Genomic DNA, 20,271 nt, shown 5'->3' on the forward strand with positions numbered 1-20,271 from the left:
CCAGAGAAGCGCGACACCTACTGCACCGCAGCACTATTGGTGCTGAAAATTTCTGAAAAAGTTCGAGAACCCTCTTGGCACTCACCGCATGAGAGTGCTAATTTTTGTTCTGCACAGTTGAGGAGCGACTCACCACAGGGGTGAGCGCATCTGCGTACAGGAGGTGGTTGCTGTGCTTCGATTCGATCCGTTCCGTGACGTCGATTCACTGGCCTCGGCGATGCTGGGTGTCTCTTCCGGTTCGGACCGCGCTCCGCGATTCATGCCGATGGATCTGTACAAGGTCGACGATCACTACGTGCTCAGTGCCGATCTGCCCGGCATCGACCCGGGATCGATCGACGTCGATGTCGATCGCGGCACGTTGACGCTCACCGCCCACCGTTCGGTACCGGAAAGCTCCGGTGTGCAGTGGATTTCGTCGGAACGTTTCGCCGGCACCTATCGTCGACAAGTCTCACTCGGTGACGGCATCGACACCGAACGCATCGCTGCGTCGTACGACAACGGAGTTCTGTCGGTGACCATTCCACTCGCCGAGCGGGCGAAACCTCGAAAGATCGACATCGCTCGTACGGAGTCGACCAACGAGCAGAGGTCCATCGAACAAGAGCCGGCCTGAGCCGACCACGACACGGCAGTTGGGGTGATGCGCAGTGGATTCCGATGCAGTGGTGTGGACGGAATCGGCCGACCGTGAGCAGTGGTGGCGGTCGGTGATCGGCGTCGAGACAGGTATCAGGGAATGCTCGCCGGTGGACGCACTGGATCAACATCGGGTCGTACCCATGGACGACGACCTCTACCCGCACGCGAACCGAGAACCCGTCGCGGCCTGACGGGGCAACACACCGGACACGACAGGCCGGCACCGAGCCTTCGGTGCCGGCCTGCGTCGTGGCCTAAAGAACCAAAGAATAGAAGGTGCTCGACGGATCCGAGACGTACTCCCCGAAGGGCGGGCACTCGATGAATCCGTGGCGCACATACAACCTCCGGGCAGCGGCGAAGTAGTTTTGACTTCCCGTTTCCAGGCTCACTCTCTCGTACCCGCGTCGACGAGACGCGTCGAGCACGTGAACAAGCATGCTCGACGCCACCCCGCGTCCTCGCGACGCCGTCGAGGTGCGCATGGACTTCACTTCGCCATGTTCGGGTGAAAGCTGCTTCAGCGCTGCGATACACAACAGTGTGACGGCGTCCCACGCAGTCCACACGGTGACTTCCGGACCCCGCAGACCCGACAGATCGAGGGCATGCACGCTCTCGGCGGGCGACGTCGCGTGCATGTCTGCGAGATGCTCGGTGAGCAACGCCCGTACGGCGGGCCGCACCAGGTCATCGACCTCGATCCGCATCTCTGAGGTCACCTGTTGATAAGCCTCTCGATCGCGTCGAACATCTTGAATCGTCCACTCGTCGGGACTGTTTCGATGTCGTGCCCGGCGATACCCCAGCTGGACAGCAATGTGTTCGCAGCCTGCAGACCGGTGGTGGCAGCACGTTCCATCAGTGCCACCGGCAGATCGATGCGGATACCGTCGCCCGCGAGTACCAGTGCGGGTTCAGGGGTGCGCACCGTCGGGCGCTCGGCGAACGCACCGAGGCCGAACATGGGGCAATCGTCGCGCCACTCGGACCGCTCTGCAAGCACCTCTGCATCAGCAGTCTCCGGATAGATCTCGTGCATCCGGTCCATGAGCTGCTGCCGCGTGATTTCCTCGGACTCCTCCGCGGCGTAGGCATGAAGCTCGACGACGGAACCGCCGGTGCGGGCTGCCCACTCCGCAGCCTCGTCCTCGAAACGTTCGAGCACACTGATGTTGTCGATCGGGGGCATGCCACCGGTTCCGATGAATGCGGGGCGATCGGCATTGACGGGCTTGCTCAGCCACACCCGATGCACCATGAACGGCGGCGTATTCTGAAGCGCAGCAATCTGTTTGCGCCAGGCGGACGTGCCGAATTCGGGTGACTGGTCGAGCACCCGCTGCAGGCCGGCGATATCGGTGGCCAAGACCACGGCATCGGCGTCGATGATGCCGCCCGCGTCGACGCGGAACTTACGCAGGCCGCCGCGGGTGATCTCACCGCACGGTGTAGAGGTTCTGATGTCGACACCGAGACCACCGAGGTACTCGCCCAGCGGGTTCCACAGTGCCTGCGGGTACGCGTCGCGCGGCACGTCGAAGATCAGGCCCTCGGATGAGCCGAGGAAATAGATGTGAAACATCATCGCCAGTTCGGCTGCCGACATCTTCTCGGGATCGGCGAAGAAGCTGCGCGAGAACACTCCGAACGCCAGGTGACGAGCGGCCTCGGGAAAGTTGATGTTGCGTAGGAACTCCGCGGCCGGTGTGGTGTCGAGCTCGTCGAACGTCTTGGGCACACTCACCGTCATCAACGGCAATGCCGCAATGCCGTTGAGATCGGTCAGATCTTTCCAACGGAACGTCGGACTGCGCTTGACGAACGCGAACGCGTTGAGTGGCGGCGTCTCGGGCAAGCCCTTGAATCCGTCGATTCGGCCGTCGCCGTCGATCAGCGGATAGTCGTCGACCGGACGCAACCGTGCCAACTCCGGATCAGTGCGTCGCAACAGGTTTCGAAGGTTGTAGTACTGCCTGAAGAACGCGTGGAAGCCGCGGCTCATCGTCGCGGGAGACCCGTCCTCGAGCGTGGTGTCCCATCCGCCGACACGGCCGCCGAGGTAGCTCTCGCGCTCGACCAGGTGCACCTTGACACCACGTTCGGCCAGCGCCGTCGCGGCACTCAAACCCGCGATGCCGCCGCCGACCACCACCACATGCGGAACATCGGCCAATTGGCTTGCGTCCGAGTATCCCTGGGACGCAGCGTGGGTGACCTTCTTGGAGTCGGTCAACGCTCTTCCTCCGCGGGCCTGGAGCCGAGGAACGTGTGCACCACGCCGTTCTGCCATCCGGTCATCGTCTCGCGGGCGACGCCGGTGTAGCCGGCGCGTTGCATCCGCCGCATGAAGGCCGACGCCCCGTCGAAGGTCACGACGCTTCGCCACAGGTGCCGGTACAAGGTCGCGTCGCGAGTCGCCAGCCACCCGAGCGGAATGATGATGCCCCAGCTGACCACATTCCAGGAGATCCTGGCCCGCAGCGAATCGTGCACCGAGTATTCGTGGAATGCGATCGTCGAACCAGGACGCAGTAGTGCAAGAAGCGATTTCAGTTCGGTATCGGGCTCGTCGACGTTTCTGATGAGGTATGCGGCCAGGATCGCGTCGAACGGGCCGTCGACCCCGTTGACGGCCAGATCCTCCACACGCGAGTGCACGAAGGTCACATTCGACGGCCAGTCCTTGCTACGGGCGACCTCGAGCATCTCGGCAGAGGCGTCGGCGGCGACGATCTCGGCATGGGGCGCGGCTTCGAGCAGTGCGGCTGTGGATGCCCCGGTGCCGCAACCGATGTCGAGCAAACGCAGCCCCGCACCGAGATCGGGGATGCGCAGACGCTGAGCCGACTTCAGCAGGTGATCGTGATAGCCGGGATTCGCACCGACGAGGCGGTCGTATGCCTTCGCGCCGACGTCGAATGCTCCGGGTACTTCGTTTCGCGGCAGACCGCTCTTACCGACCTTCACAGTGCCTCTTCCTTGCTCACGCGGGCAGAGGGCCCACCCTGGACCGATACGACATCACCGTGTTGCAACTGCCGTCCACGCCGCACATCGACGTCCCCGTTGACGCTGACCAGACCGTCGGCGATCACGCCCTTCGCCTCGGCTCCGGATTCGATGAGGTTGGCGAGCTTGAGAAACTGGCCCAATCTGATCGATTCGTCGCGGATGGGGACATCGTGTGCGTCGGACATGTCTCCATCCTGTACTAGCGCGCCGTTCACTGCTACCAACGAGTCACATCGAGGAGCGGAACGTGCGCAAGCGCAGGCTGTTGCTCACCACGAACACCGAGGACAACGCCATCGCAGCACCGGCGAGCATGGGGTTGAGCAGACCCGCAGCGGCCAGCGGAATGGCGGCCACGTTGTACGCGAAGGCCCAGAACAGGTTGCCCTTGATGGTGCTCAGCGTGCGACGCGAAAGCCGAATCGCGTCGCCAACGGCCCGAAGGTCGCCTCGCACCAGGGTGAGATCACTGGCCTCGATCGCCACATCCGTACCGGTTCCCATCGCAAGGCCCAGGTCGGCCGTGGCCAGCGCGGCCGCGTCGTTGATGCCGTCGCCGACCATCGCGACGACCCTGCCCGACGCCTGCAGCTCTCGGACAGCGTCGACCTTGCCCGTCGGCAACACCCCGGCGATGACCTGATCGATGCCCACCTCGGCGGCAATGGCATCGGCGGCGGCCTCGTTGTCGCCGGTCAACATCACCGGCGTCAGCCCCAGCGCGCGCAATTCCGCGACGGCCTGCCTCGAGGTCGGCTTCACCGAGTCGGACACGACCAGTACCCCGCGAGCCCTGCCGTCCCACCCGATCGCGACGGCTGTGCGCCCCTGACGCTCGGCAGTCTCGAATGCCTCGGCCAAGTCTGCGGGTAGTGGCATCGACCAATCGGCCAGCAGTGTCCGACGACCGATGACCGCGGCGCGACCATCCACGACGCCCTGCACCCCGAGACCATCGAGGCTGGTGAATTCGTCGACCGTCATGGACTGGGTGGAGGTCGCGATGGCTCGGGCAATGGGGTGCTCCGAACCCGATTCCAACGCCGCAGCCACGGCACGGACCACGTCCTCGTCCTCGCCGTCGGCCACGTGCACCGAGTGCAGTGTGATCTCGCCGGTCGTGACGGTGCCGGTCTTGTCCAGCACGACGGTGTCGACGCGCCGCGTGGATTCGAGAATCTCCGGCCCCTTGATCAGAATGCCGAGTTGCGCAGCCCGGCCGGTACCGACCATCAACGCTGTGGGCGTGGCCAATCCCAGCGCGCAGGGGCAAGCGATGATGAGCACCGCGACCGCAGCGGTGAACGCGCCCGCTGCGGAACTGCCTGCACCGAGCCAGAACCCGAGCGTGGCGACCGAGATCGCGATGACGATCGGGACGAAGATGCCGGAAATCCGATCGGCCAAGCGCTGCGCCTGCGCCTTGCCCGTCTGCGCGTCTTCGACCGCCTTCGCCATCTGCGCCAGCTGGGTATCGGAGCCGATTCTGATTGCCCGCACTGTGATTCGTCCACCGACGTTCACAGTGGCACCGATTACAGCGTCGCCGACGCCGACCTCCTCGGGCACGGATTCACCCGTCAGCATCGAGCGGTCGACGGCCGAGGAACCGGTCTCGACGGTTCCGTCGGTGGCGATTTTCTCCCCGGGACGGACGACGAACAGATCGCCGACGGCCAGTTGTTCGATCGGAATCTGTTGTTCACGATCGTCTTTCAGTACGGCGACCGTCTTGGCACCGAGGTCCATCAGCGCCCGCAACGCCGCCCCGGCCTGCCGTTTCGATCGACTCTCGAACCACCGGCCGGCCAGGATGAAAGTCGTCACGCCCGCCGCAGCTTCGAGGTAGATGTTGCTTGCGCCATCCATCCGCGCGATCGTGAACGCGAACGGATGCGTCATGCCGGGCGTGCCCGCGGTGCCGAAGAACAGTGCGTACAGCGACCAACCCAGCGCCGCGAGGGTTCCCATACTGACGAGCGTGTCCATGGTCGAGGTGCCGTGCCGCAGGTTGACCCATGCGGCACGGTGGAACGGTAGTGCTCCCCACACGACGACGGGAGCGGCGAGCGTCAGCGAGAGCCACTGCCAGTTGTTGAACTGAAGGGCCGGGATCATGGCCATTGCGATCACCGGAATGCTGAGCACCGCCGAGACGATCAATCGCTGCTTCAGCGGATCGAACGGCGTGTCGGCTTCAACAGGCTCGGCAACTGGAAGGCTCGCGGTGTAGCCGGCCGCTTCGACTGCGGCGATCAGCTCGTCGGTGGCGACGCCGTCACTGGTGACGCGCGCCTTCTCGGTGGCGTAGTTGACCGTCGCCGACACCCCGTCGAGCTTATTGAGCTTGCGTTCGATGCGGTTGGCGCACGACGCACAGGTCATGCCGCCGAGGATCAGTTCGGTTTCCTGGCTCATGCCTGCCCCTCCTGTACCTCGATGGTGAATTCGGCTGTGTGCACGACGCCCTCGTGCTGGAAGTCCAGATACAGCGCATACATTCCCGCCGTGGGCGCGTCGACGGTGAAGTCCACCGTCGGACCGGGCGGTCCCTCCTCGGGATGGACGTGCAGATAGGCCAGGTCGTCGGCTCGCAGCGCGACCAGGTGGCCATACGCGCCGAGATACGGCTCCAGGTCGGTGACCTTGCGGCCGTTCTGCTCGATCGTCGATGCGACGGTCGAGCTCGTACCTGCGGTGACCGCACCGGCGAGTGTCACGGAGTAGCCGTCGGTACTCGATGTCACATTCGGTGGACTCGGGGGCTGCGGACTCGGGGGCTGCGGCCGATAGTCGCCCGGCACGCTCAGTTCCGCCCCCAAGGTGATGTTCTCCCCGCCGGCCGGGGTGAAGTCGGCAAAAAGACGATACGGCCCAGGCCGGGTGAGGTCGAGAGTTGTCGACCAGGTGCCCGACGCATTTCGCGTCGGATGTACGTGCTGGAAGTCCGTCAGATCGCGCCTCACGGCGACGAGGTGCAGTTCCTTGGTGTGCATGACGTCGTAGTCGGTCAGCGCAGCCCCGCCCGGTCCTCGGATCGTGAAGGCGATCGGTACTGCCGCGCCGGACTCGACGACGGGCCGATCGAGCGAGAACGTGTAGCCGCCCTGGGAGGCCTGCAGCCCGGCGGGCATCACGACGGCGGCGGCTCCCTCGTCGTGCGCGCCGTGGTCGGTGTGCGGCGTTGCTGCGGTCGCCCCGGCGTCGGGTCCGATCTTGTCCCCGACGAACAGCGCCGCCAGGAACAGAAACGCGATTCCGACGACGAATCCCACGAGCTTGGTGGGGGCGTCGAGTTCCTGCCGTCCGAAGTGCATGTCGCTACCCTACCCCCCCAGGGTATCCAGATGGAAGCTGGGGTGCGGGCGCTGCTCCTGCTCGATCGGGTCGTCGGGACAGCTGAAATCCCGTCGATGTCATTTCGCCGCAATGACAATGGCCATGGCGGTGCCCGATGCGGTTTGTAACGCAAACGACCCGACCGACGAAATCCCGGGTAACCCGCTGGCAACTGCAGTCGGGGTCGGTTCGGGTGGACATGATGGGGATCGAAAACATGAATGGTGGCAAGTCGAAGCGTGTGCGCGTCGCGTTGAGCGCGTTCGCGATCGGAGCCCTCGGTGCCGGAGTTGTGGTGGCAGCACCCTGGTCCGCATCCGAGACGAGTGTCGAGGCGTCCGTCGAGCTGGTCTCGACAGCGACCTGCTACGACATGGTCAGCATCGCCATCGGCGGCCGCAACGACACCCCTCGCGAGGGAGTCAAATGGCTGACGAAGCCCGACGGCACCCGCCTTCCCGCAGCGATGTCCGGCGACTACTCGAGCGACTGGATCGACCAGGTAGTGCGAGCTCCCAACAACGGCAACGTCGTTCCGGACTCCTACGCCGCCGTCTACGTCGAGTACCCCGCGAACATGGCGAGCTACGAGAACGCCGTGCAGACCGGCGTCACCAACTCGCAGACCATCATGAAGGAAATCACGGCGTCCTGCCCCCAGACTCGCTTCGCCATCGTCGGTTACAGCGAGGGTGCAGACGTGGCCCGCCGGACCGCCATGGAAATCGGCAACCAAACTGTTCCCGCGGACGGCAAGTACGGCATCATCGACCCCAACCAGGTTGTGGGTGTCGTCATTCTCGCCGACGCCGGCCGCGAGGCCGGACAGGGACCGTTCCCGGGTGCCGAGAACCCGTTCGGCAATCCCGACGGCTTCGACACCAAGTACCAGAATGGCAACAACCCAATTTCCGGGCAGGGCGCGTTGCCCGGAACCTCGGGCGGCTTCGGCGCACTCGACGGCCGAGTCGCATCCTTCTGCTCCGAGGGCGATCTCACCTGCGCCCTCCCGGAGAACACATCGCTGATTCACCTCGCTGCCAATATCGGCCGACAGGTCAACGCCGATGCGCTGGAAAAAGAGAAGCTGACGCCCGCCACCGGCGCGGATCTGGCGCTCGCCTTGGGCCGCATCGCAGTCAATGCCTTCAACGACATTGCATCGCAGCCCAATTGGATGCAGAGCGACGAGACGTTCCTCGACGTGCTGATCAAGGTGTCCGAACCCACCTACAAGCCCGGCGCAGCGGTCACACCGGTCGCCGCCCAGGTGGACGGCGAGCAGGAGCCGATCGAGACCGGGCAGATGATCGACATGGTCTACCTGCCACAAAAGATCTTCCGCGAGATCACCGGATTCATCTCGTCCAACCAGAACACCATCCCGGTCGTGATGAACGATCCGTACGGTCTGACGCTGGGACCGGGTTCGGGACACCACTTCGATTACTGGCGCGACGCCGATGCCGCCAACGGCAAGCCGCTCACCTCGGCTCAATACGCCGCAGCGTGGCTGACCGAGCTGGTGCAGGAAGCAAACAGGGGCGAGCCGGTGAAGACCAAAGAGGTACAGGAGAAGGCGGGACGTGCAGCGATCCAGACGATCGCGGCACCCGCGACCACCTCGGCACCTGCAACCACTTCGGCAACCGCAACTCCGAAGGCCACGACGACCGCGCCGGCAGCCTCGGCACCCGTCGTGACCACCACGGTTCCGGTTGTGCCTGCACCCGCGGCCGAAGCACCGGCACCGGTGTCCGAGCCGGCCGTGACCCCCGAGTGCACCGTCCCCGTCGAAGGTCAGACCCCCGCAGAAGGCGCACCGCCGGTCTGCGTGACCCCGACCGAGACGGCTGCTCCGACTGCAACCGACACTTTCGTTCCCACAACCACCGAGGTCATGCCCGCGTCGTAGCCCACTGCACCGAAGGCACTCACGAGCCCGTCCACCGCAACATCCGGTGGGCGGGCTCCGGTGTTTCAGGCCGTGCCGCTATCTACGCCGCACCACCCACACCCCGGCCGCGCAGACCGAAAGTACGACGAGGCCGCCGATGGACAGGGCGATCTCGGTCGGCTGAGAACCGCCGAAGAAGTCGGCCCCGGACCCCAGCGGCCCATAGCTGCCGCCGTAGATCGTGATCGTCAGCACCATGGTGAACGGGACGGTCATGCCGATGGCCAACGAGCTCGGAGCCGTCGGCAGGGCGGAGACCACGACGTAACCGGCAACCACCGGCACCACCCACTGTGCGAGCGAGAAGGGCAGCGCACCGAGATAAATCTGCGCAAAATTTGCGGCCGCAAGCGCCAGTAGCGCAAGAAGCCCCAGGTAGATCTGCGGGAAGCGGTAGGCGATCAGCCCGCCGGCGGCCAACAGCAACACCGTGAATCCGAGTGAGGGATAGGACCGGTCGACGACATCGAGGCTGCCCAGCCCGGCCGCCCACGAGGCGAACAACACGAGGATGAGAGAGCCGTCACGCTGGGGTAGGAGCCACGCGGCAACCAGCGCCGAGACAGTCAGCCCGGCGAGCGCGAGAAACCATACAAGGCTGCTGTCTCGGTATTCGGTGGCCCACCAGCCGAATCCGCCGGCCACCAGGGGCAGAGCAATACCGACCGCGAGCAGTCGACTACTGGTCTGCGACGCCGCAACGGAGGATCTGCGATACCCGGCCACCAGAAATATGGCGGCGAGCACGGCCAGGGCCACCGCGATGGCGGCCCTCTCCGGCACCACCGCATCCTCGGGACCCGCGACCACCCACGCGAACTGCGGGCCGTCCGAGGTCGTCAGCAACGTCCCGAGCGCGGCTCCCACGCCTGCGGCGGCGAGAATTCCGATTGCCAGCGCCGCCCGCGCCCCACGATGAGCTGCGGTCAGGATCGCCGACGCCCCGAGCAGCACCCCAGCGCTCACCGCCGCTGCCCAATCGCCCAGCAATCCCGAAGCCATGCCGAGCGATTCGAAGACGATGACAAGCAGCGCTGCCACCGCAATCCAGAAGCCCGCCCGTCCTCCCGAGCGCGCCAGCATCACCGCACTGACTGCTGCTGCGACGGCGAGCACCGCCACACCGTCGAGAATTGCTGACGCGCCGAAACCGAAATCGTTGTACAGAAGCGGCTCTCGCAGTGCCATGACACTGATCGAATAGCCGACGGTCAGACCGGCGAGGAGCATCGACAGAACTTTCATACTGCCGATCATGCCGTCAGCCGAACTTCACTCCCTGCGCCAGGGGCAATTCGTTCGAGTAGTTGACTGTGTTCGTGGCCCGCCGCATGTAGGCCTTCCATGCGTCCGAACCGGATTCGCGTCCGCCGCCGGTGTCCTTCTCGCCGCCGAAGGCACCGCCGATCTCGGCGCCGGAAGGTCCGATGTTGACGTTGGCGATACCGCAATCCGAACCGGCCGCGGACAGGAAGCGCTCCGCTTCACGCAGGTCGGTGGTGAAGATCGACGACGAAAGACCCTGCGGCACATCGTTGTGCAGTGCTATGGCTTCATCGAGAGTGTCGTACGTCAGCACGTACATGATGGGCGCGAACGTCTCGTGCTTGACGATGTCGGTCTGCGCGGGCATCGTCACGATCGCGGGCTGCACGTAGAACGAGTACTCGTCGACCACATTCACCCGCTCCCCGCCGACCACGACCGTGCCGCCGTCGGACACCGCTGCCTCGAGCGCCTTCTGGTATCCCGCGAACGCGCTGGCATCGATGAGCGGGCCCACGAGAGTGTCACTGGCCAGGGGAGATCCGATCGAGAGCGTCTCGTATGCCGCGACCAACTTCGCGACCAATTCGTCCGCAACAGAGGAATGCACGATGACGCGTCGCAGCGAGGTGCAGCGCTGACCCGCCGTCCCCGCTGCGGAGAACACCAGCCCACGCGTCGTGAGATCCAGATCGGCCGACGGCGTCACGATCGCTGCGTTGTTTCCGCCGAGCTCGAGCAACACCCGGCCGAATCGCTCGGCGACACGCGGCGCGACGGTCCGGCCCATTCTGGTCGAGCCGGTTGCCGAGACCAACGCAACCCGCGAATCATCCACCAGCGCTTCGCCGGACGCGCGGTCGCCGGTCACCAGCTGAGCGATCTTGGGGTCCACGCCCGCCGCAGCGGCGGCACGCTCGAACAGAGCCTGCACTCCGACGGCAGTCAACGGCGTCTTCTCGGACGGCTTCCAGATGACGGTGTCGCCCGCGACCAGAGCGAGAGCGGTATTCCAACTCCACACTGCAACAGGGAAATTGAACGCAGTGATGACGCCGACGACACCGAGCGGGTGCCACTGTTCCATCATGCGATGCCCGGGCCGTTCGGTGGCGATCGTGTTGCCGTACAGCTGTCGCGAGAGTCCGACGGCGAAGTCGCAGATGTCGATCATCTCCTGCACCTCACCGAGCCCCTCGGAGACGATCTTCCCGGCTTCGATCGACACCAACGCGCCAAGGTCTTCCTTGTGTACGCGCAGCAGTTCACCCAGCTCCCGGATCACCTGACCACGCGCCGGGGCAGGCACCTGCGACCACGACACGAACGCGGTGCGCGCGTCGGCGATCGCGCCGTCGACGTCGGCTGCCGAGGCACATGCCAGCGACGCCAGGTTCCCACCGGTGATGGGCGAACGCGCGACGATCGAATCGGGTCCCGCGGGGGCGTCGAGCGCGATGGACGCACCCAGCCGGTCGAGGATGGCGCGAGTGCGCACACTCAACTCGTCGTGGGTGATGGATGCAGACATGCGCGTACACCTTCCGTGAAGAGAACCGAACCGTCGGAGATCAGCCTACCGAGAGGGTCACAACCGTATATTTTCCTGCGTATTGAGCTTGCTTACGGAATATTAACGCGTATCTTCGACGTCATGACGCAAGTATTACAGCGCACCGGAGTGACCATCGACGCCTCCAACGTCCGCGAGGTGATCGGTGGACACCTGCTGGCCGATGGCTTCGAGCTGGTTCTCGACCTCGACGCCTCGACCGGATCCACCCTGGTCGACGCCAGGGACGGCACCCGCTATCTGGACCTGTTCACCTTCTTCGCGTCCAACGCACTGGGCATGAACCATCCGGCCCTGGTCGATGACTCGGAGTTTCGGGCCGACCTGATGCAGGCGGCCATGAACAAGCCCAGCAACTCCGACATCTACACCGTGCCGATGGCCCGATTCGTCGACACGTTCGCCCGAGTCCTCGGCGACGATCGACTCCCCCACCTCTTCTTCGTCGAGGGCGGCGCACTCGCTGTGGAGAATGCGTTGAAGGTCGCATTCGACTGGAAGTCGCGATGGAACGAAGGGCACGGGCTGGATCCATCGCTCGGCACACAGGTGATGCACTTCGAGCACGCCTTCCACGGACGCTCGGGCTACACGATGTCGCTGACCAACACCGACCCGAACAAGGTCGCGCGCTTTCCGAAGTTCGACTGGCCGCGGATTCCGTCCCCGTTCATCAGATCCGGCGTGAACATGGACGAGCTCGAAGACGCTTCCTTGGCGGCAGCACGGCTGGCCTTCGAGGCGAACCCAGACGACATCGCCTGCGCCATCATCGAACCCATCCAGGGTGAGGGCGGAGATCACCACTTCCGGCCGCGGTTCCTACGGAAGTTGCGCGTCCTCTGTCACGAGTTCGATGCGCTGTTCGTCATGGACGAAGTACAGACCGGAGCCGGCATGACCGGTACCGCATGGGCCTTCCAGCAACTCGACGTCGTCCCGGACGTCGTCGCCTTCGGCAAGAAGGTTCAGGTGTGCGGCGTCATGGCCGGCGGTCGCGTCGACGACATCGACGACAACGTCTTCGCCGTCAGCTCCCGCATCAACTCGACGTGGGGCGGCAACCTCACCGACATGGTGCGATCGCGTCGAATCCTGGAAGTAGTGGAGTCCGAGAAGCTTATTTCTCGTGCCGGTCAGCTCGGAGACGTATTGCTGACGATGCTGCAGGAGTTGGCAACTCGACACTCAGTGGTATCCGAGGTCCGCGGACGCGGTCTGATGTGCGCCTTCTCCCTGCCCGACGCCGCCACCCGCGACCGAGTGATCGAGCTGTTGCGTACCGAGGAACATGTGCTCGCCCTGGGCTGCGGTGATGCAGCGGTGCGATTCCGACCTGCACTGACGATCACCGAAGCGGAGCTGACACAAGCAGTCGAGTCCATCGACCGGGTGCTGGGCATGCTGTAGCAATGTCAGGCAATCCTTGACACGACCCGCTTCAAGTGTCAGGCTTTCCCTGACACAGGAGGTCGCCATGGATCCCATCATCCTCGCAACCGAGGCAGATATCACCGCTGCGACGCGGGCCGTCGTCACGGCAGCAGCCACCGAAGCCGGGCGCATCGCCGACGAGATCATCGGCACCGGCCCACTGCCGGGCACCCCGGAATGGGAGGCCGAGCAATCGACCGACCTGCCCGCACGACGGAGCATCGCATGGCACCTACTGAGCCTGCGCGTTCAACTGGCAGCGGGCCTGGACGGCATCGAAACCGTTGTTGTACTACGGGTTTCGGGTGCAACGTGGGCGACCATCGGCACCGCTGTCGGCATGTCACGGCAGTCCGCCCACGAGCGGTGGGGTGCCCGTTCGGCGGCCGTTCTCGATCCCGTCGGCGACGGCTTGCCCGAGATCGTGCCGAACGACAGTCCCACCTGAGCTACAGCAGCATCCGCGCTGCGCCCGCTGCCACGGCGTCGGCCGCTCGCTGAAGTGCGGCCGAGGACAGCGACCATTGTTGCCAGTACAGCAGCACATCGTCGATTCCATTGACGTCGAAGCACTTCAGCGAGTCGCGGGCCTGCAGATCGGGGATCATCCCCCACCCGAAACCCAGGTCGACTGCGCGCGCATAGTCGGCAGAGGCCGGTACCAGGTGCCGCGGCGGCTCGTGCGGACCGATATCGAATCGCCGTAAGTAATTGTCCTGCAATCGATCGTCGGCGTCGAACACCACCACAGGTGCGGAACGAAGGGCCTCTGCGGTCACCCCCGCAGCGAACCACCGTTCGACGAACTCGGGGGTGGCCGACGGCCGGTAGCGCATCGCACCGAGCCGTCGCACGGTGCAGCCGCGAACCGGATCGGCCACGGACGTAATTGCAGCAGAGACGATCCCGTCGTGCAGCAACTGCGCCGTCCGATCCTGATCCTGTCGATGCAGATCGAAGGTGGTGCTGTGCGCCAGTGGTGCGAGCGCAGGCAGAACCCAGGTCGCCATCGAATCAGCGTTGACGGCAAGCGAAATGGGCGCGGCGACGCCGTCGTCACTCAGTTCGGTTCGCGTCTGCTCGGTGAGAGTGTCGATCTGGCGCGCCAAGCGCAGCACTGCAACGCCGGACTGGGTGGCAACGACCGGCTTGCTCCGCTGAACCAGCGTCCGGCCGAGCGACTGCTCCAGCGACTTGATGCGCTGACTCACCGCCGACGGCGTCACATACAGCGCGCGTGCGGCCGCCTCGAACGTCCCGCCGTCGACCACCGCTTTCAGCGCTCTGAGCTGCTCGATCTCCATCATATGAAGCTACGCTTATCGATCCTGAAATACATTCGCTGGATCTAATCAGCCAGCTCTCCTAGCGTTTCCATCATGACCTCGCTTGCCGCCGCCCAATCGACTCTCACCGGGTTGGGCGTCGGACTCTCCCTCATCGTCGCCATCGGGGCGCAGAACGCGTTCGTGCTGCGCAAGGGCCTGCAACGCGCCCATGTCCTGCCGGTCGTGGCGGTGTGCGCCCTGTCCGACGCGGTTCTCATCCTGGCGGGGGTGGCAGGCATCGGCGTTCTCGTCGACCGGTTTCCCGTCGCTCTGCGGGTCGTGACCGTCCTCGGCGCTCTGTTTCTCCTCGTCTACGGCTTGCTGGCGTTGAACCGCGCCCGCACTCCGTCCGCCATGACCGCGGATGCGCACGGCGGTGGTTCGCTGATCGCCGCAATCGCCACGTGCCTGGCTCTGACCTGGCTCAACCCGCACGTCTACCTCGACACTGTCGTGTTCCTGGGCTCGATCGGCAACCGTCAGGCGGGCGACCTGAAGTGGTGGTTCGCCATCGGCGCGATGCTGGGCAGCGTGCTGTGGTTCACCGCCCTGGGATACGGATCGCGGGTGCTCGGTCCGCTGTTCGCGAGGCCGGCGGCGTGGCGAGTACTCGACCTCGGAAACGGCATCATGATGCTCACCCTGGCGGCGCTGCTGGTGTTCGGCTGAGAATGGACACCGAGGTCACCACCCGATACGAAGGACCCATGGCGCAGCTGACGACGTTCCCGGAGCCCGATTCTTCCTTGTCCGACCCCGCCGACTGTGCCGTCGGAGTGGACTCTCCTCGAGATGCTCACCCATCCGGTGCACATGGAGCAGCGCTGGTTCGTCTGGGGATTTCTCGGCAGGGCCGTCGACGCGCCCTTCGGTGACGAGAAGGACGGTTCCTGGCATGTAGGTGCCGACGTCGACGCCGAGAGTTTACTGATCAGGCTCGACGCTGGTGCCCGGCTCACCGACGACGTACTGCGCTCACATCGGATGAACGAATTGGCGACTCTCGGTGGGCGATTCACCGAGGAGCAACCGACGCTGATCTGGATCTGCTTTCATGTACCCAGGAATACGCCCGCCATCTCGGCCACCTCGATGTCGCTGTCGAACTGGCCGGCGGGCCTACAGGCGAAGGGTCGCAATGAGAATCAACATCACCAGTGTGTTCGTGGACGATCAGGACAAGGCACTGAAGTTCTACACCGAGGTACTGGGATTCGTGGTCAAACACGACATTCCCATGGGTGGGACCGATCGCTGGCTCACCGTCGTATCCCCTCAGGAGCCGGAGGGCACCGAGTTGCTGCTCGAGCCCAGTGGCCATCCAGCAACCGGTCCGTTCAAGACCGCGCTGTACTCCGACGGCATTCCGTTCACCCAGTTCGCCGTCGAAGACCTTGCAGCCGAGCATGATCGACTCGTCGGGCTGGGTGTCAGGTTCACCCAGGAGCCGACCGAAATGGGCCCCGTGATCTCCGCAGTGCTCGACGACACCTGCGGCAACCTGATTCAGATCATCGCTCCCTCGAGCTGAGGCCGCGTCAGCCCCAGTTCGCGGCATTCGTCAGGCAGAACGGATGCCCGGCCGGGTCGAGCAACACGCGCCATGTCTCGCCCGGCTGGTCCTCGGGCAGAGTCGCACCCAATTCCACAGCAGCACGGGCGGCAGCGTCGAGATCCTCGACAGCGAGGTCGAAGTGAAACTGCTTGCTGCCGTTTGCATTCGGCCACGTCGGTGGCTGATAGTCGTCGACGCGTCCGAACCCGAGCGCACTGCTCGGGCCCTGTAGCATCGCGTACTCCTTCTCTGCATGGACGACGCTCCAGCCCAGCAACGACGACCAGAACGCCGCGCTGACCTCGGGATCAGCACAGTCCAGGGTGACCATCTTCAGCGTGGCCACGGGTGTGTCGGTCATGGTTTTCCTCCTTTGGAGCCTGTGTCGGACCAGACTCCTACACTGACGGCCGTGCCGGATAGGAAAAACGCGACAGCCACCCAAGCGGGCGTGCTGCGGCCGGATCAGCTGGCGCAGTACGTCGACCTCGCGCGACTACCGTGTGCGGCGGCGTTGGAACCGTGGGTCGAGAACTACTGGCAACTCCAGTGGACTCTGCCGCCGGGCACCTCGTACCGCAGCTCGACGCTGCCGCACCCGGCCTGCACACTCAGCGTCGAACATGGCTGGACCAGAGATGGCGTCGTCGACCCCGTGGTGGTGACCGGAGTGCTCACGCGCCGCTTCGACGTCGAACTCGCTGAATCGGGTTGGGTGTTCGGCGTCAAGTTTCGGCCGGGCGGTTACGCGGCGTTCACAGGAACAGTGGCTCGATACCTGCGCGATGTCCGCGTGGCCTCACCCACGCCCTTTCGGGCCGATACCGTCGACGCCTTGGCGGAACTGGGCCCACATCTGAACGCCGACCGCTGCCGAACCGTCGTCGACGCGGTTCTCGCGCCCTACGCACCGAAGATCGACCGGGAGTACGAGATCGTCCTGAACATCATCGGCACAATGCTCGGTGACAGGACTCTCGTTCGCGTCGCTCAGGTGGAGGACAGATGCGGCGTCGGGACTCGTCGGCTGCAGCGGCTGTTCGAACGTTAGGTCGGCGCGACGCCGAAGTGGGTTCTGGGTCGGTATCGGATTCACGACGCTGTCAGTGATCTCGACAACGGCTACACCGGTTCCCTGGCAGACCTGGCGGCGCGATACGGCTGGTTCGACCAGGCGCATTTCACCCGCGAGTTCACCGAACTGGTCGGGATATCCCCCGGTATGTACCAAGGGTGAGTAACGCCTTCGTCACGCATTGGGACTTTTGCCGCTTCGTTTGGCACAGTATCTCGCGGTGCTCGGTAGTACCGAGCGGTGAACAGCAGAACAGAGGAAGAGTGGGCTTCAACGCATGATCAACATTCTCGTTGCCGGCGGTATCGCGTTGGCGGTCTCGATTCTGTTGACGCCGTTTCTCATCGCGCTGTTCACCCGGCAGGGCTTCGGCCAGGAGATTCGCGTCGAAGGTCCGGCGAGTCACCATGCCAAGCGCGGAACGCCGACGATGGGCGGCGTTGCGATCGTCGTGGGTCTGTGGGCCGGTTATCTCGGTTCTCACCTCGTGGCGATGGGCGGCGATGGACCGTCGGCCTCGGCCCTGTTGATCCTCGGTCTGGCGACCGCTCTCGGCATCGTCGGTTTCCTCGACGACTACATCAAGCTCCGCATGAAGCGGAGCCTCGGGCTCAAGGCAACCGGTAAGTACGTCGGCCAGATCAGTGCAGCGGTGATCTTCGCAGTACTGGCACTGCAGTTTCGCAATGGGAACGGGCTGACGCCGGGCAACGTCGAACTCTCGCTCGTGCGTCAATCGACGTTCTTCACGATGGCCCCGATCGTCTTCGTGCTGTTCTGTGTCTTCCTCGTGGTTGCCTGGTCCAATGCCGTCAATCTCACCGACGGGCTCGACGGCTTGGCAGCAGGGTCGATGACTCTCGTCCTCGGCGCGTACACCGTGATGACGTTCTGGCAGTACCGACAGTCGTGCGCAACCAATTCGGTGGCCGGGTGCTACCAGGTGCGTGATCCGCTCGACCTCGCCGTCGTCTGCGCCGCCGCTGCCGGCGCCTGCATCGGGTTCCTCTGGTGGAACGCCGCTCCGGCCAAGATCTTCATGGGCGACACCGGTTCCCTCGCCCTCGGTGGACTGCTCGCAGGCCTGTCGATCGTGAGCAAGACCGAACTGATCGCCGTCGTCTTCGGAGCTCTCTTCGTGGCCGAGAGTGCATCCGTCGTCATCCAGGTCGCCTCGTTCAAGAGCACCGGCAAGCGGCCGTTCCGGATGGCTCCGATCCACCACCACTTCGAGTTGGGCGGCTGGGCGGAGACGACGGTCATCATTCGGCTGTGGCTCTTCGCCGCGATCGCGTCGGCGCTGGGGCTCGGGTTGTTCTACAGCGAGTTCCTCGCGGCCGTCGGCTGACCTCTACGCTTCTCGAATGACCGACGAATTGTCTCCGCTGGCCAAAGCCGACGCTCTCGCCGCCGAACTCGAACAACTCGATGCTCGACGCGTCGCCATCGGTGTAGAACTGGTCAACCTTCAGTTCGGTCTCGACGGAGATGCCAAAATCCGTGCGACGGAAATCTTCCACAGCGACTATCTCGGGCGGCTTTTCGCACTGGTCGACGAACTGCGAACCGACGAATAGTTCTCTTGACCTGAAGCGTGGTCGAGGTTCTACGGTCGCTTTCATGAATACTCGAGCACCCATGCAGCCACCCCAGCGTCAGCCGATCGGGTTCTGGACCGCCCGCGCCGGCGAGGCCATCCGAACCAGAACTCGCGGAGCACTCCACGACATCGGCGTCACACAGCCCGAATGGTGGCTGCTGCATCAGATCTCACTGCATCCCGCAGGAGCCGACCGCGCCGAGACGATCGAAAGAATCGGGCACAACGACACTCCGGGAGCCATCGTCGAGGCCATCGAGTCTGCGCGTTCCACAGGTTGGATCCAGGAATCGAACGAGCGTCTGACGTTCACGCCGGAGGGACGCGCGACGTTCCGACGGGCCGCAGATCTCCAACAGATGCTGCAGGACGAACGCATGAAGGGCATCAGCGAGGCCGACTTCGTCACCACCATCGAAGTTCTGCAACGAACGATCGAGAACGTCGGAGGCGACGCCTGGCATTGGTGACCTTCGATTCAGGACCGGCCACGTGTTCTCGCGATCAGCACGCCGACAACAACTCCCAGGACTGCGCCGAGAACAGGTGAACCGATCACGAGGGCGGCCATCGGACCGGGCATACCCAGGACTTCCCAGGACGGTGAACGGCCGGCAACAAAGGCAAAATTCACTCGACGCGGCGCGCCTACCCACAGGACTATGCCGATGGACACCATGAGCCCGATCGAGAAACCGATCAGCGTCGAGACCTTACGCATCGGTGCGCGCCTCGCGGGCAGCTGCTGCGAATGCGGCCATGCTCGGGAACTTCATACCGAAGCTGTAATCCTCGGACGGCTCCGGCGTCGCTCCCCAGCCGGGGCGATCGTGCCGCCGATCGATCCACACCGACGCGATGCCGTGACGCTTCGCCGGCACATGATCGTGAAACAAGCTCTGCGCAACATGGAGCAGACGTGATCGTGGAACACCCAGCTCTTCGAGAACTCCGTCGAGTGCGTCGAAGTGGTTGTCGGCCGGTTTGTAGGCCCCGACGTCCTCGGCGGTGACGATGGCGTCGAACTGCACCCCGAGCCGGCGATTGCTCCCTGCGAAGCCGTTGTGATCCACATTGGACAGGATGACAAGTTTGTAGCTCTCGCCGAGGGACGACAACGCGTCGGCCGAGTCCTCGAAAGCCGGCCAGTCCGGGACGGAAGCCCCGAGCTTGTCCGCCCACTCTGCCGAGACAGGTATGCCGAGCGAGTCACCGGTCCGCACGAAGGCGTCGGCGAGTATTCGAGGGTACTGAGCACTGGGCGAATCTCGCTGTGCCTGAGCTTCGTTGACCGAATACACCTCGAGAAGCTCGTCGCCGGACAGCGGCGAACCGGCGTGCTGTGCCCACGCTTCGAGCACCTCGAGAATGCCGGCTTCCCAATCGATCAGCGTCCCGTAGCAATCGAAGCTCAGGACGTCGTAATCGGTGAGATTCATGTGGCCGGGTCTCCTTGCGGGCATTGTGGCGGCCGACTGTGT

The 20,271-nt window shown here is 64.4% G+C and carries 23 protein-coding genes and 2 pseudogenes; 13 read left to right on the top strand and 12 right to left on the bottom strand.

Going from position 1 to position 20,271, the window contains the following annotated elements; all coding sequences use genetic code 11:
* The first annotated feature begins 172 nt into the window (after positions 1-172).
* Both ACIGGF_RS06055 and ACIGGF_RS06060 read left to right on the top strand, forming a co-directional pair.
* Positions 173-622, top strand: coding sequence for an Hsp20/alpha crystallin family protein (locus ACIGGF_RS06055; RefSeq protein WP_397520489.1), 450 nt, complete (start codon positions 173-175; stop codon positions 620-622).
* 34 nt (positions 623-656) lie between these two features.
* Complete coding sequence (locus tag ACIGGF_RS06060) at positions 657-839, top strand: hypothetical protein (RefSeq protein ID WP_397520490.1); 183 nt, start codon at positions 657-659, stop codon at positions 837-839.
* 63 nt (positions 840-902) lie between these two features.
* Here the strand turns inward: ACIGGF_RS06060 and ACIGGF_RS06065 are convergent, their stop codons facing one another.
* From ACIGGF_RS06065 to ACIGGF_RS06090, 6 genes are read right to left on the bottom strand one after another with little or no spacing between them, the layout of a single operon-like run.
* On the bottom strand, positions 903-1,358 hold the full coding sequence (locus ACIGGF_RS06065; protein ID WP_397520491.1) for a GNAT family N-acetyltransferase: 456 nt from the start codon (positions 1,356-1,358) through the stop codon (positions 903-905).
* A gap of 8 nt (positions 1,359-1,366) precedes the next feature.
* Positions 1,367-2,884, bottom strand: a complete 1,518-nt coding sequence (locus tag ACIGGF_RS06070; protein WP_397520492.1) for an FAD-dependent oxidoreductase — start codon at positions 2,882-2,884, stop codon at positions 1,367-1,369.
* Entirely contained in the window at positions 2,881-3,618 is a 738-nt protein-coding gene (locus ACIGGF_RS06075; RefSeq protein WP_222091365.1) for a class I SAM-dependent methyltransferase, read from the bottom strand. Before ACIGGF_RS06075 ends, ACIGGF_RS06070 begins: the two co-directional genes overlap by 4 nt.
* On the bottom strand, positions 3,615-3,848 hold the full coding sequence (locus ACIGGF_RS06080) for an RNA-binding S4 domain-containing protein (protein WP_032397061.1): 234 nt from the start codon (positions 3,846-3,848) through the stop codon (positions 3,615-3,617). The genes ACIGGF_RS06075 and ACIGGF_RS06080 overlap by 4 nt, the downstream gene beginning before the upstream one ends.
* Before the next feature lie 43 nt (positions 3,849-3,891).
* Positions 3,892-6,081, bottom strand: coding sequence for a heavy metal translocating P-type ATPase (locus tag ACIGGF_RS06085; protein ID WP_397520493.1), 2,190 nt, complete (start codon positions 6,079-6,081; stop codon positions 3,892-3,894).
* The gene (locus ACIGGF_RS06090; RefSeq protein WP_397520494.1) at positions 6,078-6,980 is read right to left on the bottom strand and encodes a hypothetical protein; all 903 of its coding nucleotides are present in this window, start codon (positions 6,978-6,980) and stop codon (positions 6,078-6,080) included. The genes ACIGGF_RS06085 and ACIGGF_RS06090 overlap by 4 nt, the downstream gene beginning before the upstream one ends.
* A 224-nt stretch (positions 6,981-7,204) precedes the next feature.
* Here ACIGGF_RS06090 and ACIGGF_RS06095 point away from each other — a divergent pair, with 224 nt between their 5' ends.
* Positions 7,205-8,917 carry a cutinase family protein gene (locus ACIGGF_RS06095; protein WP_397520705.1) on the top strand — a complete coding sequence of 571 codons (1,713 nt, stop codon included), beginning with the start codon at positions 7,205-7,207 and terminating at the stop codon, positions 8,915-8,917.
* Positions 8,918-8,995: 78 nt separating this feature from the next.
* Here the strand turns inward: ACIGGF_RS06095 and ACIGGF_RS06100 are convergent, their stop codons facing one another.
* Both ACIGGF_RS06100 and ACIGGF_RS06105 read right to left on the bottom strand, forming a co-directional pair.
* The gene (locus ACIGGF_RS06100; RefSeq protein WP_397520495.1) at positions 8,996-10,204 is read right to left on the bottom strand and encodes a hypothetical protein; all 1,209 of its coding nucleotides are present in this window, start codon (positions 10,202-10,204) and stop codon (positions 8,996-8,998) included.
* A 16-nt stretch (positions 10,205-10,220) separates the two neighbouring features.
* Positions 10,221-11,756, bottom strand: coding sequence for an aldehyde dehydrogenase family protein (locus ACIGGF_RS06105; protein WP_397520496.1), 1,536 nt, complete (start codon positions 11,754-11,756; stop codon positions 10,221-10,223).
* A gap of 123 nt (positions 11,757-11,879) precedes the next feature.
* On the opposite strand from ACIGGF_RS06105, the gene lat reads away from it, so the two are divergent.
* Entirely contained in the window at positions 11,880-13,208 is a 1,329-nt protein-coding gene (lat, locus tag ACIGGF_RS06110) for an L-lysine 6-transaminase (protein ID WP_397520497.1), read from the top strand.
* 67 nt (positions 13,209-13,275) lie between these two features.
* Positions 13,276-13,680, top strand: coding sequence for a hypothetical protein (locus ACIGGF_RS06115; RefSeq protein WP_397520498.1), 405 nt, complete (start codon positions 13,276-13,278; stop codon positions 13,678-13,680).
* 1 nt (position 13,681) lies between these two features.
* On the opposite strand, the gene ACIGGF_RS06120 is transcribed toward ACIGGF_RS06115, so the two are convergent.
* Positions 13,682-14,539 carry a LysR family transcriptional regulator ArgP gene (locus tag ACIGGF_RS06120; protein ID WP_397520499.1) on the bottom strand — a complete coding sequence of 286 codons (858 nt, stop codon included), beginning with the start codon at positions 14,537-14,539 and terminating at the stop codon, positions 13,682-13,684.
* A gap of 72 nt (positions 14,540-14,611) precedes the next feature.
* Between ACIGGF_RS06120 and ACIGGF_RS06125 the strand changes: the two genes are divergently transcribed.
* The 3 genes and pseudogenes from ACIGGF_RS06125 to ACIGGF_RS06135 all read left to right on the top strand — a co-directional run bounded on the left by ACIGGF_RS06125 (position 14,612) and on the right by ACIGGF_RS06135 (position 16,091).
* A complete protein-coding gene (locus tag ACIGGF_RS06125) occupies positions 14,612-15,229 on the top strand; it encodes a LysE/ArgO family amino acid transporter (protein WP_397520500.1) in 618 nt (205 codons plus the stop codon).
* Positions 15,230-15,373: 144 nt separating this feature from the next.
* A pseudogene (locus tag ACIGGF_RS06130) lies at positions 15,374-15,565 on the top strand (Mini-circle protein); the annotation flags it as partial.
* A 133-nt stretch (positions 15,566-15,698) separates the two neighbouring features.
* The gene (locus ACIGGF_RS06135; RefSeq protein WP_397520501.1) at positions 15,699-16,091 is read left to right on the top strand and encodes a VOC family protein; all 393 of its coding nucleotides are present in this window, start codon (positions 15,699-15,701) and stop codon (positions 16,089-16,091) included.
* Between the two features lie 7 nt (positions 16,092-16,098).
* Here ACIGGF_RS06135 and ACIGGF_RS06140 read toward each other — a convergent pair whose 3' ends face one another.
* Positions 16,099-16,476 (bottom strand): VOC family protein, encoded by a 378-nt coding sequence (locus ACIGGF_RS06140; RefSeq protein WP_397520502.1) that lies wholly within the window; start codon positions 16,474-16,476, stop codon positions 16,099-16,101.
* A gap of 51 nt (positions 16,477-16,527) precedes the next feature.
* Here ACIGGF_RS06140 and ACIGGF_RS06145 point away from each other — a divergent pair, with 51 nt between their 5' ends.
* From ACIGGF_RS06145 to ACIGGF_RS06165, 5 genes and pseudogenes are all read left to right on the top strand, one after another.
* A complete protein-coding gene (locus tag ACIGGF_RS06145) occupies positions 16,528-17,166 on the top strand; it encodes a DUF6597 domain-containing transcriptional factor (RefSeq protein ID WP_397520503.1) in 639 nt (212 codons plus the stop codon).
* A 15-nt stretch (positions 17,167-17,181) separates the two neighbouring features.
* Positions 17,182-17,352, top strand: a pseudogene (locus tag ACIGGF_RS06150) (helix-turn-helix domain-containing protein); the annotation flags it as partial.
* A 115-nt stretch (positions 17,353-17,467) separates the two neighbouring features.
* Complete coding sequence (mraY, locus tag ACIGGF_RS06155) at positions 17,468-18,538, top strand: phospho-N-acetylmuramoyl-pentapeptide-transferase (RefSeq protein WP_397520504.1); 1,071 nt, start codon at positions 17,468-17,470, stop codon at positions 18,536-18,538.
* Positions 18,539-18,554: 16 nt separating this feature from the next.
* Positions 18,555-18,767, top strand: a complete 213-nt coding sequence (locus ACIGGF_RS06160) for an oxidoreductase (RefSeq protein WP_397520505.1) — start codon at positions 18,555-18,557, stop codon at positions 18,765-18,767.
* A gap of 43 nt (positions 18,768-18,810) precedes the next feature.
* Positions 18,811-19,260 carry a MarR family winged helix-turn-helix transcriptional regulator gene (locus tag ACIGGF_RS06165; protein WP_397520506.1) on the top strand — a complete coding sequence of 150 codons (450 nt, stop codon included), beginning with the start codon at positions 18,811-18,813 and terminating at the stop codon, positions 19,258-19,260.
* Between the two features lie 8 nt (positions 19,261-19,268).
* Here the strand turns inward: ACIGGF_RS06165 and ACIGGF_RS06170 are convergent, their stop codons facing one another.
* Both ACIGGF_RS06170 and ACIGGF_RS06175 read right to left on the bottom strand, forming a co-directional pair.
* Positions 19,269-19,511, bottom strand: a complete 243-nt coding sequence (locus ACIGGF_RS06170; RefSeq protein WP_397520507.1) for a hypothetical protein — start codon at positions 19,509-19,511, stop codon at positions 19,269-19,271.
* On the bottom strand, positions 19,504-20,229 hold the full coding sequence (locus ACIGGF_RS06175; protein WP_397520508.1) for a haloacid dehalogenase type II: 726 nt from the start codon (positions 20,227-20,229) through the stop codon (positions 19,504-19,506). Before ACIGGF_RS06175 ends, ACIGGF_RS06170 begins: the two co-directional genes overlap by 8 nt.
* Positions 20,230-20,271 lie beyond the last annotated feature (42 nt).

It is taken from the genome of Rhodococcus sp. NPDC078407, assembly GCF_044542515.1.
Lineage (GTDB): Bacteria > Actinomycetota > Actinomycetes > Mycobacteriales > Mycobacteriaceae > Rhodococcoides.